Annotated in this window: 12 protein-coding genes; 4 read left to right on the top strand and 8 right to left on the bottom strand. The window is 71.4% G+C overall.

Annotated features, from left to right (window positions below; translation table 11 throughout):
* Nucleotides 1-4: 4 nt before the first annotated feature.
* Nucleotides 5-2,062 carry an elongation factor G gene (gene fusA, locus AC07OY_RS24595; RefSeq protein WP_495045219.1) on the bottom strand — a complete coding sequence of 686 codons (2,058 nt, stop codon included), beginning with the start codon at nucleotides 2,060-2,062 and terminating at the stop codon, nucleotides 5-7.
* A 68-nt stretch (nucleotides 2,063-2,130) separates the two neighbouring features.
* On the opposite strand from fusA, the gene AC07OY_RS24590 reads away from it, so the two are divergent.
* Nucleotides 2,131-3,537 carry a M28 family metallopeptidase gene (locus tag AC07OY_RS24590; RefSeq protein WP_495045218.1) on the top strand — a complete coding sequence of 469 codons (1,407 nt, stop codon included), beginning with the start codon at nucleotides 2,131-2,133 and terminating at the stop codon, nucleotides 3,535-3,537.
* A 97-nt stretch (nucleotides 3,538-3,634) separates the two neighbouring features.
* Nucleotides 3,635-4,834, top strand: a complete 1,200-nt coding sequence (locus AC07OY_RS24585) for a PQQ-dependent sugar dehydrogenase (RefSeq protein WP_495045217.1) — start codon at nucleotides 3,635-3,637, stop codon at nucleotides 4,832-4,834.
* Here the strand turns inward: AC07OY_RS24585 and AC07OY_RS24580 are convergent.
* Nucleotides 4,831-6,663 (bottom strand): hypothetical protein, encoded by a 1,833-nt coding sequence (locus AC07OY_RS24580; RefSeq protein ID WP_495045216.1) that lies wholly within the window; start codon nucleotides 6,661-6,663, stop codon nucleotides 4,831-4,833. The genes AC07OY_RS24585 and AC07OY_RS24580 overlap by 4 nt on opposite strands.
* A gap of 502 nt (nucleotides 6,664-7,165) precedes the next feature.
* A complete protein-coding gene (locus AC07OY_RS24575; RefSeq protein WP_495045215.1) occupies nucleotides 7,166-7,621 on the bottom strand; it encodes a hypothetical protein in 456 nt (151 codons plus the stop codon).
* Between the two features lie 211 nt (nucleotides 7,622-7,832).
* Between AC07OY_RS24575 and AC07OY_RS24570 the strand changes: the two genes are divergently transcribed.
* A complete protein-coding gene (locus AC07OY_RS24570) occupies nucleotides 7,833-10,394 on the top strand; it encodes an EAL domain-containing protein (protein WP_495045214.1) in 2,562 nt (853 codons plus the stop codon).
* Between the two features lie 6 nt (nucleotides 10,395-10,400).
* Here the strand turns inward: AC07OY_RS24570 and AC07OY_RS24565 are convergent, their stop codons facing one another.
* From AC07OY_RS24565 to AC07OY_RS24550, 4 genes are all read right to left on the bottom strand, one after another.
* Nucleotides 10,401-10,856, bottom strand: coding sequence for a hypothetical protein (locus AC07OY_RS24565; protein ID WP_495045213.1), 456 nt, complete (start codon nucleotides 10,854-10,856; stop codon nucleotides 10,401-10,403).
* A gap of 117 nt (nucleotides 10,857-10,973) precedes the next feature.
* A complete protein-coding gene (locus AC07OY_RS24560; protein WP_495045212.1) occupies nucleotides 10,974-12,443 on the bottom strand; it encodes a CHASE3 domain-containing protein in 1,470 nt (489 codons plus the stop codon).
* Nucleotides 12,406-12,819, bottom strand: a complete 414-nt coding sequence (locus AC07OY_RS24555) for a response regulator transcription factor (RefSeq protein ID WP_495045211.1) — start codon at nucleotides 12,817-12,819, stop codon at nucleotides 12,406-12,408. Before AC07OY_RS24555 ends, AC07OY_RS24560 begins: the two co-directional genes overlap by 38 nt.
* Nucleotides 12,820-12,941: 122 nt before the next feature.
* On the bottom strand, nucleotides 12,942-13,271 hold the full coding sequence (locus AC07OY_RS24550) for a BON domain-containing protein (RefSeq protein ID WP_495045210.1): 330 nt from the start codon (nucleotides 13,269-13,271) through the stop codon (nucleotides 12,942-12,944).
* A gap of 186 nt (nucleotides 13,272-13,457) precedes the next feature.
* Between AC07OY_RS24550 and AC07OY_RS24545 the strand changes: the two genes are divergently transcribed.
* Nucleotides 13,458-14,108, top strand: coding sequence for a response regulator (locus tag AC07OY_RS24545; protein WP_495045209.1), 651 nt, complete (start codon nucleotides 13,458-13,460; stop codon nucleotides 14,106-14,108).
* Between the two features lie 89 nt (nucleotides 14,109-14,197).
* Here the strand turns inward: AC07OY_RS24545 and AC07OY_RS24540 are convergent, their stop codons facing one another.
* A complete protein-coding gene (locus AC07OY_RS24540) occupies nucleotides 14,198-14,389 on the bottom strand; it encodes a hypothetical protein (protein ID WP_495045208.1) in 192 nt (63 codons plus the stop codon).
* Between the last annotated feature and the right edge of the window lie 5 nt (nucleotides 14,390-14,394).

Raw genomic sequence — 14,394 nt, 5'->3', positions numbered from 1 at the left:
GCTTTTACTCCTCCTCGCCGGCCTTGTACGCGCCTACCAGGGCGCTCTGCGTGTTCGGCGGCACCGGCTCATAGTGGGACAGCAGCAGGGTGTAGCGCCCCTCGCCGGCCGTGATCGCATTCAGCCGCGACTGGTAGCTGGCCAGTTCGGCCAACGGCGCCAGGCCCTGCACGATGAGGCTGCCGGGCACGGCGGCGCGCGTGCCGTTCACCTGGCCACGCCGTGAAGCCAGGTCGCCGGTGATGTCGCCGATGCTGTGCTCGGGCGCGGTGATCTCGACCTGCACGATGGGCTCCAGCACCAGGGGCCGGGCCTCGCGAACGGCCTCGATCAGCGCGCGCCGGCCGGCGGTGACGAAGGCGATTTCCTTGCTGTCCACCGAGTGGTGCTTGCCGTCGTAGACGACGACGCGCAGGTCCACCAGTGGATAGCCGGCGATGGCGCCTGTGGCCAGGGCCGAGCGCACGCCCTTCTCCACGGCAGGCATGAACTGGCCCGGGATGGTGCCACCCTTGACCGCGTCGACGAACTCGAAGCCCGCGCCGCGCTCCAGCGGCTCGATGCGCAGATAGACCTCGCCGAACTGGCCGGCGCCGCCGCTCTGCTTCTTGTGGCGGTAGTGGCCTTCCGCCGGCGCCGAGATGGTCTCGCGGTAGGCGATGCGCGGCGGCTGCGTGACGACCTCGCCCTTGTAGAGCTCGCGCACCCGGTCCAGCAGCAGGCGCAGATGCAGCTCGCCCAGGCCGTAGACCAGGGTCTGGTGAGTTTCGCCGGCCTGCTCGATGCGCAGGCAGGGGTCCTCGTCCACCAGCCGGGCCAGCACCTCCCAGAGCTTCTGCTCGTCGCCGCGTCGCGCCGGGCTGATGGCCACGCCATGCACCGGCGTCGGGAAGGCCAGCGGCTTCAGGAAGATGTGCTCGTCTTCCTGGGCATCGTGCAGCACGGCATCGAAGGCGATGTCGTCCACCTTGGCCACCGCGCAGAGATCGCCCGGCAGGGCCTCGTCCACCTCGACGTGCTTGGCGCCCTGCTGCATGAAGAGATGGCCGACGCGGATGGGCTTGCGCGCATGGCCGACGAAGAGCATGCCGCCCTTGGCCACGCGGCCCTGGTGCACGCGCAGCATGCCCATCTTGCCCAGATAGGGGTCGGCGACGATCTTGAACACATGGGCCAGCACATGGGCGGCCGGGTCGGGTTTGGCGGGGTAGGGCTGGGGCTCGGGCCCCTTGCCCTCCAGGAAGGGCGGCGGGTTGCCTTCGGCCGGGTTGGGCATCAAGGCCTCGATGGCGCCCAGCAGCTCGGCGATGCCGGCCCCCGTCTTGGCAGAGCAGAAACAGACCGGGATCAGATGGCCTTCGCGCAGTGCCTGCTCCAGCGGTGCGTGCAGCTCCTTGGGGTCGACGTCGCCGTCGGTCAGGTAGCGGTCGACGAAGGCGGCATCGACCTCGACAACCTGCTCCACCAGGGCCCTGTGGGCTTCGGCCACGGACGAAAAATCGGCGTCCCCAGACGCCGCGAAGAAGCAGTCGGCGACGCGCTTGGCGCCGTCGGCGGGCAAGTTCAGTGGCAAGCACTCCTTGCCGAAGACCTCGCGCAACTGGGCCAGCAGGCCGGGCAGATCGACCTCCGGGCAGTCGATCTTGTTGACGACGATGAGCCTTGTGAGTCCTCGCTCACCGGCCGCGCCAAGCATGCGCTGGGCCATCAGCTCGATGCCGTTCTGGGCGTTGACGACGACGATGGCCGTGTCCGCCGCTTCGAGGGCCGGCAGGGCCTGGCCGACGAAGTCCGCCGCCCCGGGCGTGTCGATGGCGTGGACGCGGATGCCGCCGTGGGTGAAGTGGGCCAGGCTGGACTGCAGCGAATGCCCCAGCCGTTTCTCCAGCGGGTCATGGTCGGAGACCGTACTGCCGCGCTCGATGCTGCCGGCCTGCGGGATGGCGCCGGCATGGGCCAGCAGGGCGTCCAGCAGCAGGGTCTTGCCAGCGGCCGCGGGGCCGACCAGCGCGACCGTGCGGATAGCGCTCACTCGTGAATCCAGGCTTTGTTCAGCGCTCATCGGACCTCCTCGGTGGTGGGCCCAGCGTAGAAGAAGCCGGCCGAGCCGGCAAGGGCAGAATCATTTGCATGCACCGCCTCGCCGCCGCCGCCCTCGCCCTGCTCGCCGCCTCCACCCAGGCCCAGCAGCCCCTTCCTGCCGACGAACTCAAGGCCATGCTGGCCGAGGTCAGCCCGGCGCGCATCGAGTCGCGCATCCGCAAACTGGTCAGCTTCGGCACCCGCCACACCCTGTCCGACATCGCCTCCGATACCCGCGGCATCGGCGCGGCCCGGCGCTGGATCACGGCCGAGCTGTCGACCTGCGCCAAGCTTGCGGGCGGCCGGCTGCAGGTGGAGGAACAGAGCTTCATCGAGCCGGCCGGCAACCGCGTCAACCAGCCGACCGAGCTGGTCAATGTTGTGGCGACGCTGCCGGGCCGCGGTGCCAGCAAGGGCCGCGTCCTCGTCGTCAGCGGCCACTACGACTCGCGCAACAGCGATGTCATGGACGCGTTGGGCGAGGCGCCCGGCGCCAACGACGACGCCTCTGGCACGGCCGCCGTCATGGAACTGGCCTGCGTGATGGCACGGCGCCAGTTCGACGCCACCCTGGTCTTCATGGCCGTGCCGGGCGAGGAGCAGGGCCTGCTGGGTGCCGCGCAATGGGCGCGCGAGGCCCGCGCGGCCAGCACCAACGTCGAGGCCATGATCACCAACGACATCATCGGCAGCTCGCGCGGCGATGCCGGCCAGCACGACCCCAGGCGGCTGCGCCTGTTCGCCGACGGCCTGGATCCCCTGGTTCGCCTGCTGACGGCCGCCAACGCCAACCGCCCGCCCAGCGAAGCCGACGCCAAGTCCGTCGCCGCCATGCAGGCCGAGCTGCTGCCGCTGCTTCAGGCCGGCGCCAACGAAGACCTGCCGACCCATCAGTTGGGTCGCCACATCAAGTCCGCGGCCGAAGCCGCCATGCCGGGCTTCACCGTGCAGCTCATCCAGCGCCGCGACCGCTATCTGCGTGGCGGCGACCACATCCCCTTCCTGGAGCGCGGCTATGCGGCCGTGCGCATCAGCGAGCCCTTCGAGAACTTCGCCCACCAGCACCAGAACCCGAGGACGGAAAGCGGCGTCGTCTATGGCGACCTGCCCGAGTTCGTAGACTTTGCCTATGTGGCCGACGTGACGCGCGCCAACCTGGCCGGCCTGGCCACGCTGGCCTGGGCGCCCGCGCCACCCAAGGCCGTCAGGCTCGATGCCCGCGAGCTGACCAATGACTCGACGCTGGAGTGGGCCGCCAGCGACGACCCCGAGGTCGCCGGCTACCGCATCGTCTGGCGCGACACCGATTCGGCCGCCTGGCAGCAATTCAAGGATGTGGGCAAGTCCACCCGCGTGACCCTGCCGGTGTCCAAGGACAACGTCGTCTTCGGCGTGCAGGCGGTGTCGAAGAAGGGCTTTGCCAGCCTGGCCAGCTATCCGCTGCCGCGGCGCTGACGGGCCGTCGCCAACGGCAAGATTTGCTTACCGCGCGGCGCGCGGCTTTGGCGCATCATGGCCCCGCCGTCACCGCCAGGGCCTTGTTTGTATGAGCATGACCGCCTTGCCCGTTCCGTCCTGCGCCCGCGTGGCTGCGCTGATCCTGGTGATCGGCGTCGCGGGCTGTGGAGGGGGCGGTGGTGGCACGGGCGCGGAGCCCGTGGCTTCGCCCGCCTCCGCGCCCACCCCAACCCCCTCCCCGCCGGCCGGCCCAGCCCGTGCCACGGTGCAGGGGGCCCGCCTCAGCAGCCCCTGGGGGCTGGTGCAACTGCCCGACGGCGGCTGGCTGGTCACCCAGCGCGGCGGCAGCGTCGTGCGCGTGGCGGCCGATCTGGTCAGCAGCCAGCCCGTCAGCGGCGCCCCCTTCGTGGACAGCGCCGGCCAGGGCGGCCTGCTCGACATCGCGCTGGACCCCGACTTCGCCAGCACGCCCTGGGTCTATCTGAGCTATTCCGAGCCGGGCACGGGTGCTGAGGCGGGCAAGGCCGGCACCGCGGTCGCGCGCGCCCAGCTGGTCGGCAATGCGCTGCAGGGCCTGACGGTCATCTTCCGCCAGGCGCCCAAGGTCAACGGCGGCGGCCATTACGGCTCGCGCCTCGTCTTCGCGCGCGACAAGACGCTGTTCGTGACCCTGGGCGAACGCCAGCTCGGCAGCCCGGCCCAGGACCTGGCCCAGACCCTGGGCAAGGTGGTGCGCATCCAGCGCGACGGCAGCATGCCGGCCGACAACCCCGTCTTCGCCGGCGGTGCGCGCGCCGGCATCTGGAGCCTGGGCCACCGCAACCCCCAGGGCGCCGCCCTGCATCCACTGACCGGTGAGCTGTGGGTCGGCGAGCATGGCCCCCAGGGCGGTGACGAGATCAATATCGCGCGCGCCGGCGCCAACTACGGCTGGCCCACGGTCAGCTATGGCTGCAACTATGGCGATCCGGTCGGCGACGGCTGCCGCCTCGGCAATGGCGCGCATGCGCCACGCTTTGTCGAGCCGCTGACCTACTGGGTGCCGACCTCCATCGCGCCGGCCGGCATGGCCTTCTACAGCGGCAGCATGTTCCCCGAGTGGCAGGGCCAGCTCTTTGTCGGCGCCCTGGCCGGCCAGGCGCTGTGGCGGCTGACGCTGGCTGGTGACAGCGTGACGGCGCGGGAAATGATGTTCGCCGACCTCGGCGAGCGCATCCGCGACGTCAAGCCCGCCGGCGACGGCGCCCTGCTGATGATCACCGACAGCGGCAAGCTGGTGCGCGTGGCGCGTTAGCAGGGCAGGCCGGAGGTCTGGGCCGAGCAGGACTGGCTGTCCAGCTGCAGCACCAGGCCGTCGGGCATGCGGCCCAGGATGCGCAGCAGCTTGTAGCTGGTGGTGTTCAGGGCCGTGTTGCCCACGGTGGCGGCCAGCGAAGCCCCCGTCGCGAAGGCGCCCTTGCTGCTGACGCCGAGTTCCAGTTCGGCGAGCTTGGCCGAGCAGGCCGTGTCGGTGCAGAGCAGGGCGCGGTCCGGCAACAGGTCGCCGCGCGGCAGCGTCCAGGTCGGGCCATAGCTGATCTTGGCGTTGACGGCGCCCTTCATGCCCGTCAGGTCGGTGACGGCCTTGGCCACCAGCACCGGCCAGGGCTGGCCGCTCTGGCCGCTGGCCGTGATGGGCAGCTGGCCGGCCAGGTCGATGGCCAGCGCGTCGCCGTCCAGGCCGCCGAGGGGGGTGGCGCAGGCGCTGTCCTTGAACAGCTCGATCTTCAGACCGCGGCCCGCGCGCACGAAATTGCGCGCCACGGCGTCGCCGGCGGCACCGGCCGGCACCGGCAGGCTGACGATGCTGTTGCCGCGCGTGGCGCCGCTGGCGGGATCCAGGCTGGGCGTGGCGTCGCTGGCGCTGACGCTCCACAGGCTCAGATAGGCGCCCGCGCCGGCCTTCTTGAAGAGGCCCAGCGCGACGTCGGCGCCGCTTGCGTCCTTCTGGCTGACGCGGGCGCACTGCAGCACGCCGCCGCCACTGGCGGTGATGGCCGGGATGCTGATGTCGAGATAGCGCGCATACCCGCCCGGCGCCGCGCTGTCGACGCGGCGCGTCAGCACCAGGCGGGCGGCGGCCGTGGCCTGCACCTCCAGGCGGTTGCCGAGCAGGGTCCAGCCCGTGGGCCGCTTGACGGCGGCCTGCTCGATGCCGAGACGGCGTTGGAAGCCGGCGGTGTTCTGGTAGACGAAGCCGATGCGGCACAGCGGGTCGCCGGCGCCGAAATCGCAGCGGCCGAGCAGGGCGGGCAGCAGCTTGCCGCCGAACATCTTCTCGCCCTCGCCCAGGATGCCGTCCATGCGCAGGCAGACCAGCTGCGCCGCGTTCTCGCGCCCGCTGAAGGGCGCCGAAATGGCATCGACGCTGGCGCGCGCGCTGGCGTCGAAGAGGGTTTCCAGGCCTATGGTCTTGCTCTGGCAATTGACGATATTGGCCGTGGCGGTGGCCAGCTTGGCGACCAGCGCGTCCAGGCCGGTGAGGTCGATGCCGGCGGCGCCCGCGTCGAAGCTCAGGCTGCCCTGGCTGGTGCCGGTTTCAAGATAGGCCGTGCCCGAGCCGAGGCGCGAGCTCAGCGTCACGAAGGCCTTGGTGTCGAAGCCGAGGCCGATGGCGACCGTGTCCAGCAGCCGGTCATAGCCGGTGTGGGCGCCGGGCGTCAGCGCACCGGCCAGCAGGTCGAAGTCGCTGGCCAGGCCGGCGTCGGCCAGGGCCGGCGCGAGGGCCGTGCGCAATTGCGTCTGGGCGCTGGCCAGGGCGGCGTCGCTCAGGCCCTGGGCGGCGCCGTTCATCAGCGTCTCGGGCGGCTGGCCGCTGGCCAGCACGGCGATGGCGCTGGTCAGGGGTGTCAGGTGCAGGGTGCCGCCATTGTTGGTCGCGCCCCAGAGGCAGACGGGCCTGTCGCCGACGCTGCCGCAGGCTTCGACGCGGTAGGGGCCCGCGCCGGTCAGCGTGATGGGGCCGTAGGCGCCCGTGCCGGCGGTGACGGCCTTCTTGTCGGCGACGACCTTGCCGGTGGCATCCAGCACGCGCACCAGGGCGCCGGCGTTCAGGCCCAGGCCGGCCGCCACGACGCCTGACACGGGCGGTGGCGGGGGAGGCGGGGGCGGCGGCGGTGTCGGCGTGGGCGCCGGTGAGGGGCTCGGACTGGGGCTAGGTGATGGACTCGGGCTCGGGGACGGGCTCGGGCTGGGCGACGGGCTGGGGCTCGGCGATGGCGACGGGCTCGGCGAGGGACTGGGCGCGGGTGACGGCGAGGGCGACGGACTGGGCGTCGGCACGGGCACCGGCATGGGCAGCGGCGCGGGCGCCTCGGCCGGCGGCGGGCTCGGCGGGTCGCTGGTGGCGGAACCGCCGCCGCCGCAGGCGGCCAGGGCCAGGGCGAAAGGCCAGGCATACGCCGAGACACGGCGCGGGGCCGGCGGCGGGGTCAGCGGGAACGGGGCGGGAGAAGCAGAGGCGGAGTCGGGCATCCGGGCCAGCCGCGCGGGCGCGGCACAACGGTCAGGGTTGACCCGACTTTAGGACGCCAGGCCCGCCGGCGGTGGCCGGAACTGCGGGGCTGGCGCGGCCTTTTGCCGGCTATCAGTCGCGATGGCCGTGACCGTGGCCATGCCCGTGGCCGCGGCCGTGATGATGGTGGTGACGGCGGTCGTCGTGGCGCCAGTCGCGATCGCGATCGCGGTCGCGGTAGACGACGACGTTCTGGCGGTACCAGCCGTCCTCGACGAAATAGACGGGAGCGCCGCAGGCGCCGTAGTGGCCGCAATGGCGGCGCCAGTTGCGGCGGTGGTCGGGCGGCACCCACAGATAGACGGGGTCGGCGCGGTAGACCGGACGGCCGATGACGACGGGCTGGTGCGCGATCAGCACCGGCTGGGGATAGCGGCCGACATCGACGCGGCCATAGACGCCGGGCTGGCTGAAACCGATGGAGACGCCGACGTCGGCGGCCTGGGCGACAGGCAGGGCGGTCACGGCGGCCAGGCCCAGCAGGGCCGGGGCGATCCAACGGGTGACGGGGTTGCTGCGCGTGGTCATGAGGAGCTCCTGAGGAATGCGGCATGGCCGCTGTGCCCAGTGAACGCCGCGTCGCGCGCGGAGGTTGTCATCCCGAGGCCGAGGCGCTTGTAGGACAGGCGGCGATGGCCGCCGAATGCGGCCTTGTCCTACAGGCCGGCGCCCGGACTGCCGACGCTTGGCCGGGGCGGCGGGACTCAAGCTTGCCCTTCTTGGCTTGGAGCAAGCATCGATGAGCGAATCCCAGCAGACGGGTGTGCCCGCAGACGAGGCGCAGCGCGCCGGGCTGGCTGCTTCCGTCACCGCCGCCCAGCTGGCGCTGGCGCAGAACGCCCGTTTCCTGGAGCGTTGCAGCCGCCTGGCTGGTGTCGGCGCCTGGGAATGGCAGGCGGACACGGAAAAGCTGACGCTGTCGGATTCGGCCTGCGAACTGCTGGGCCTGCCCAAGGGCCAGGTGCCGACGCTGGCCGCCCTGTTGCAACGCTTTGGTCCCGACGGCGCCGCCATGCTGGACGCCGCACTGCAGCGCGCCGCCGCCGATGGCGAAGGCTGGGACGTTGAACTGCCCTGCGAGACGGGTCTGGAGGGCGGCCGCCGTGTGCTGCGCGTCGTCGGCCGCCATGACGAGGATGAGACCGGGCGGCGCGTCGGCGTCGTCATGCTGGACGTCAGCGAGCCCGCCGAGGTGAGGGCCGAGCTGGAGCGCACGCTGGAGCGCCTGGCCCTGGCCACGCACAGTGGCGGCATCGGCGTCTGGAGCCTGGACCTGCAGGACGGCCGCCATGGCCAGCTGGCCTGGGACGACACCATGTGGAAGCTGCATGGCGAGCCGCGCCAGGGGCAGATCAGCCTGGCGCGCTGGCGCCGGCGCCTGCATCCCCAGGACCGCCGCGCCGCCGCGGCGGCCGTGCGCGAGGCCCTGCGTGACGGGCGCCAGTTCGAAGGGGAATGGCGCTTCTGCTGGCCTGATGGCAGCAGCCATGTGCTGCGCGGCTCGGGCCGCGTGCTGCGCGACGGCGCTGGCCGGCCGCTGCGGCTGTCGGGGGTCTGCTGGGATGTCAGCGAGGCACGCCGCCTGCAGCGCCAGCTCGAGGAACAGCACGAGCTGCTGGAGGTGACGCTGCAGTCGATTGCGGATGCCGTGCTGACCACCGACGCCCTCGGCCGCGTGACCTGGCTCAATCCCGTGGCCCAGCGCCTGACCGGCTGGGCCGCCACCGAGGCGCGCGGCCAGCCGTCCAGCCGCGTCTTCCTGCCCCAGCGCGAGGAGACCGGCGAGTTGATCGCCGACCCGGTGCAGCGCTGCCTGGACAGCGGCCGGCCGACGCGCCTGCCGGCGGGCGCCATGCTGCTGAGCCGCGACGGCGAGCTGCGCGCGGTGGACGACTCGGTGGCGCCCATCCGCGACGCCGAAGGCCGGGTGCTGGGCGCCGTGCTGGTGTTCCGCGACGTCACCCAGCAGCGCCGCCAGTTCGACGAGATCCGCTGGCGCGCCAGCCACGACGGCTTGACGGGCCTGGTCAATCGCGTCGAGTTCGGCCAGCGCCTGGCCCGCACGCTGGAGCGCGCCAAGCGCGACGGCAGCGGCCATGCGCTGCTGGCCTTCGACCTGGACCGCTTCAAACTGATCAACGACCACTGCGGCCATGCCGCCGGCGACGAGGTGCTGCGCGAAGTGGCGCGGCGCCTGGAAGCCGGCGTGCGCGGCCGCGACACCGTGGCCCGCCTGGGCGGCGACGAGTTCGCTGCCATCCTGGAGAACTGTTCCCTGGACGAGGCTCTGCATGTCGCGCAGAAGCTTTGCGACGCGATGGACCAGTACCGCTATGTGCACGGGGAGCAGCGTTTTCGCATCGGCACCAGCATCGGCGTGGCGCCGCTGGACGGGCGCTGGCCCGATGCTGACGCGGCCCTGCGCGAGGCCGACGCCTGCTGCATGATCGCCAAGGAGCAGGGCCGCAACCGCGTGCAGCTGTGGGCGCCCAACGACGCCACGCTGCGCGCCCACCAGAGCGAGCACCGCTGGGCCACGCGGCTGCAGCAGGCCCTGGACGAGGACCGCTTCGAGCTGGACCTGCAGCGCGTCATGCCGGCCCAGGGCGAGGACGACGGGCAGTTGCGCGGCGAGCTGCTGCTGCGCCTGCGCGAGCGTGACGGCAGCCGCGTGATGCCGGGCGCCTTCATGCCGGCGGCCGAGCGTTTCCATTTCGCGCCGCGGCTGGACCGCTGGGTGCTGCGCCAGGCCGTGGCCCTGCTCAAGCGCGACCGCGGGCCGCGCTTCGCGGCCTTGTCCATCAATCTGTCGGCCCTGACCCTGCAGGACGCGGCCTATCACCAGGAGGCCCGCGCTCTGCTGACCGAACTGGGGCCGGCGCGCGCCAGGGCCCTGTGCCTGGAGATCACCGAGACGGCCGTCATCACCCAGCTCGGCGAGGCGGTCCGCTTCATCCAGCAGATGCGGGCCCTGGGAGCGCGCATCGCGCTGGACGACTTCGGCGCGGGCGCCTCTTCCTACAGCTATCTGAAGGCGCTGCCGGTGGACCTGTTGAAGATCGACGGCCAGTTCGTGCGCGCGCTGATGACCGATCCGCTGGACCAGGTGGCGGTGCGCAGCTTCGTCGACGTGGCCCAGACCCTGGGCCTGACGACGGTGGCGGAATGCGTGGAGACGCCCGAGGTGCTGCTGGAACTGGTGCGCCTGGGTGTCGGCGAGGTGCAGGGCTTTCTGCTGCACCGGCCCCAGCCGGTGGCCGAGCTGCTGGCCGCCACCGCCCAGGAGGCGGTGCCGGCCTGAGCCTGGCTATCGCGTCGGCTGCAACTGGCGCGGCATCACATCGGCCCGAACGGCTGCCTCGTCTTCATCGGATTTCGCCACAGGCGTCGCGGCCTGGGCGACGAGGCTGGCGTCCGCGGGTGCCGCCGGGGTGGAGGTTTCACGGCCGTCGGCCACCGCGCGCAGCGACACCTGCAGGCCGCGCGACAGCTGCTCCTGCCAGCCGCGCAGGGTCTCGCCGGCACGGTGCAGGGCAACGCTCATCTGCACGTCCAGCGGGCGCGGGTCGTCGACCATGTTGAGGCCGGCGCTGGCGCCGAGGGCGGCGACGGCGACCAGCAGGGCGGCCGCATGGAAGCGGCGGCTGTTTACCGGCGGCGACAGCGCGTCGGCGTCACGCGTGACGATGGGGATGTCGCCCAGCGGACGGGCCGGCAACTGCGCGTGCCAGCCTTCTGCGTGCGTAGATTGCGGGAATTGCATGAGGCCCTCCAAACTAAGTCTGCGTTGCACGCTCTGACGGCGCAGCAACATGACTTGAAGTTTGGGTGCAGGGTCGACCGAGGCGTGTCGGCCCGGGCAGACTTGGCCTGTAGGAATTCAGGAAAGGCTGGGGCCGCCCAGCTCGCCCGGCGCCGTCACGGCGATCGGTTCGGGCTCGGGGTCTTCGCGCAGCGGCAGGCGGGCCAGCACCAGGGTGCCGCGGCCGGGGGCGGACAGCAGCTGCAGCGTGCCGCCCAGGCTCTCGATGCGGTAGCGCATGCCGAGCAGGCCATGGTGGCCGGCACCGACGGCTTCCGGGTTGAAGCCCTGGCCGTCGTCGCGGATGTGCAGCTGCAGCCAGCCGTCGGTCTCGGCCAGCGAGACCCGCACATGCTTGGCCTTGGCATGGCGCATCACATTGGTCAGGGCCTCCTGCACCAGGCGGTACAAGGCCAGGCGGCCGGCCTCGTCGGTCGGGGCTTCCATCAGCTCCAGGCTGAGCTGCAGGCCGGAGCGCTGGGCGAACTCCTGGGTCAGGATCTCCAGCGCCGGGATCAGGCCGAGGTTGGACAGGGCCGAGGGGCGCAGGTCCTCGATGATGCGGCGCTTCAGCGCGATGCCCTGGTCGAGCAGCTGGCTCATGTGCACCAGGCGCTCGTCGATCTCGGGCGCGCTGGTGCGCGTCATGCGGCGGATGCGCGCGACGTCGAGCTTGGCCGCCGTCAGCAGTGCACCGAGTTCGTCGTGCAGCTCGCGGGCCAGGTGGGCTCGCTCGTCCTCGCGCACGGTCTGCAGGTGGTGGGCCAGCTCGGTCAGCTCGGCGGTGCGGCGGGCCACCTCGCGGTCCAGCCGGTCGCGTTCCTGGGCCAGCTCCTGGGCATGGCCGCGGCGGGCGGCATGCAGGGCTTCGTTGCGGCGCAGGAAGATGGCCAGGCCGAACAGGCTGAGCAGGGTCAGGCCATGCACGCCGATGCGGCCGTAGTTCAGCGAGCGCACGACGGCGTCGCGCTCGGTGGCGATCTGGGCGAGCTCGTGCTGGTCGAGCTGGCCGACGGCATCGCGCACGGCCTGCATCTTCTCGCGGCCGATGTCGGACTCGACCAGGCCATGCCAGGCGGTGTCCTGGCCTTCCCGGTAGAGCTTGACGACGAGCTGGATCTCGGAGAGCTTCTCGCTGGCGCGGCCGCTGGCGTCGGCCACCAGGGCCTCCCATTCGGAACTCGCATACTGGCCCCGCAGCTGGGACAGCACCGCGGGCAGTTCCTTCTCGGCCAGCTTGATGGGGGCGAGGTAGTCGTCGCGACCGGTCAGCAGATAGCCGCGCTGGGCGGTCTCGGCGTCGGTCAGCAGCTCGCGCAGGCGCAGGCCGTCGTTGCGGGCTTGGTGGCGGGCCTGGGATTGGTTGAGCGCCTCGTCGGCGCCCCAGAAGGCGGCCTCGCTGACGCCCATGACGGCGGCCGCGGCGAGCGCGGCAAAGCCGACGGCCAGGCCGCGGTTGCGGCTGGCACCTTCCAGCCAGGGATCGAGATGACGCAGCACCGTCAGCCGTTCAACTGGCTGCGGCTGCAGGGCGCGCTGCTGGGACATGTTCGGCCAGTTCAGCGCAATAGCTGATGAGGTCGTCGAGCTCGCGGCTCTTGTCGAACACCCGCTCCGCGCCGAGGCTGGCGCAGCGGCGGCGCATTTCCTCGGTGGCGTAATTGGTCAGCACGACGCGCCGGGCCCGCAAACCGAGTTGCTGGGCGGCTTGCAGCACGCCCAGCCCGGTGCCGGATCGAAGGAAGACGTCGACGATGAAGAGGTCGGCATTGGCATCGGGGTCCCGGCTCATCCAGCGCACCGCGCCGGCCTCGTCGGCCACCGATCCCACCACCTCCACCTGCGCCAGCTCTTCGAGCGTCGCAATCAGGTTCTCAAGGATCACCGGACTGTCTTCGACGATGAAGGCTTTGAGTGCTGGCATGGCCCGACGGCGGCGCGAGGGTAGATGAGGTGGGAGTATGGACTGCTTCCGCGTCGGGCCGGCAGTGCCGGCAGCGCATCGCGCTGTAGGACTTCTCCTAGGGGAAGTCCCTGATCAGCCCATTACTGCGGGTGGCGCACGGCGATGTCGTTGCGCACGGCGACGACACCCGAGGTCTCACGCGCCAGCTTTTCAGCCATCGCCTTTTCCTCGTGCGACTTGGCGAAGCCGGACAGCTGCACCGTGCCCTTCAGCGTCTCGACGCTGATGGCCATCGCGCTGACGGTCGGGTCGGCGGCGAACTTGCCCTTGACGCGGGTGGTCAGCGCGGCATCGTCGACATAGGCGCCGACGGTTTCCTGGTTGCGGGTGACGGCGCAGCCGCTGGTGGCGGCCAGGGTGGCCACGAGGGCGGAAGCGACGGCGAGGGTGATGACGGACTTGTTCAGCATTGCGTTCTCCTTGGATGGCGGCTTCACGGAACCGCTGGGATGACTATCGCGGCGCGCCGACAGCGGCGGCATAGTCCCGAAGCGCGGCGCCCTGTCGGACTCGGCCGGCGCCGATGTAGGACTGCGACTCTCGCGGCGCGCGCAGCGGACTGCTACGCTGGCGCCACTCTCAACACCGCGTCCATCATGATCCGTATCGGCATCGTCGACGACCACGCCATCGTGCGTACCGGCCTGCGCCAGTTCCTCTCCGACCACGTCGACCTGCGCGTCACGGGTGAAGGCGCCAGCGGCCATGACGCGCTGGAGATGGCGCGCGGCGGCGAGGTCGATGTGCTGCTGCTGGACATCTCCATGCCCGACCAGAGCGGTGTGGATGCGCTGGCGGCCATCAAGGCCCGCTTCCCCGAGCTGCCCGTGCTCATCCTGAGCGGCTTCCCGGAGGCGCACTATGCGACGACGCTGCTGCGCCAGGGGGCCAGCGGCTATCTGAACAAGGAATGCGATCCGGACGAGATCGCGAATGCCATCCGCCTGGTGGCGCGCGGCCGGCGCTACATCAGCCCGGCGGTGGCCGAGCAGCTGGCGGACAGCGTGGTGGGGGGCGGCAGCGGCGGCGCCGCGCCCGACAAGCCCCTTCACGAGGCGCTGTCGGAGCGCGAGTTCCAAGTCTTCCTGCGCCTGGCCCAGGGCGAGACCGTGGGCCACATCGCCGAGGCGCTCTTCCTCAGCGTCAAGACGGTCAGCACCTACCGCACGCGCGTGCTCGAGAAGCTCAAGCTGCAGACCAACAGCGACCTGACCTATTACGCGCTGAAGAACGGGCTGATCCAGTAAAGACATGGCCGGCGCGCGCTTGGGCGCGGGCCGGCACATGGCATCAGCGGCCCCATGTGGCGGGCTTGAACCGCCGTGGGGCTCGATGTTCAGTGAGTCTCGACAGCGTCGGTGTGCGCGTCGTCGCCCAGCGTCCAGGGCAGGGCCGATTCATAGCCCAGTACCGGATCGGCGGCCGATGAGGTGGCCGGCGACCACCAGCGCGTCAGCGTGGACCACAGCGGGCGGTGGGGATTGGCCTCGGCCAGCGGGTTGTGCGTCAGAGGGGCGTCGATGCTCATGGGCG

The organism is Roseateles sp. GW821-FHT09H10, from assembly GCF_059415865.1.
Note: the sequence above shows the minus strand (reverse complement) of the source record. Positions and strands in the feature narration are given on the sequence as shown.

Bases quoted from the DNA above. Each gene is read 5' to 3' on its own strand.
- AC07OY_RS24550 (WP_495045210.1), bottom strand. From the start codon at position 13,271: ATGCTGAACAAGTCCGTCATCACCCTCGCCGTCGCTTCCGCCCTCGTG.
- AC07OY_RS24560 (WP_495045212.1), bottom strand. From the start codon at position 12,443: ATGTCCCAGCAGCGCGCCCTGCAGCCGCAGCCAGTTGAACGGCTGACG.
- AC07OY_RS24585 (WP_495045217.1), top strand. From the start codon at position 3,635: ATGACCGCCTTGCCCGTTCCGTCCTGCGCCCGCGTGGCTGCGCTGATC.
- fusA (WP_495045219.1), bottom strand. From the start codon at position 2,062: ATGAGCGCTGAACAAAGCCTGGATTCACGAGTGAGCGCTATCCGCACG.
- AC07OY_RS24540 (WP_495045208.1), bottom strand. From the start codon at position 14,389: ATGAGCATCGACGCCCCTCTGACGCACAACCCGCTGGCCGAGGCCAAT.
- AC07OY_RS24575 (WP_495045215.1), bottom strand. From the start codon at position 7,621: ATGACCACGCGCAGCAACCCCGTCACCCGTTGGATCGCCCCGGCCCTG.
- AC07OY_RS24570 (WP_495045214.1), top strand. From the start codon at position 7,833: ATGAGCGAATCCCAGCAGACGGGTGTGCCCGCAGACGAGGCGCAGCGC.
- AC07OY_RS24590 (WP_495045218.1), top strand. From the start codon at position 2,131: ATGCACCGCCTCGCCGCCGCCGCCCTCGCCCTGCTCGCCGCCTCCACC.
- AC07OY_RS24545 (WP_495045209.1), top strand. From the start codon at position 13,458: ATGATCCGTATCGGCATCGTCGACGACCACGCCATCGTGCGTACCGGC.
- AC07OY_RS24555 (WP_495045211.1), bottom strand. From the start codon at position 12,819: ATGCCAGCACTCAAAGCCTTCATCGTCGAAGACAGTCCGGTGATCCTT.
- AC07OY_RS24565 (WP_495045213.1), bottom strand. From the start codon at position 10,856: ATGCAATTCCCGCAATCTACGCACGCAGAAGGCTGGCACGCGCAGTTG.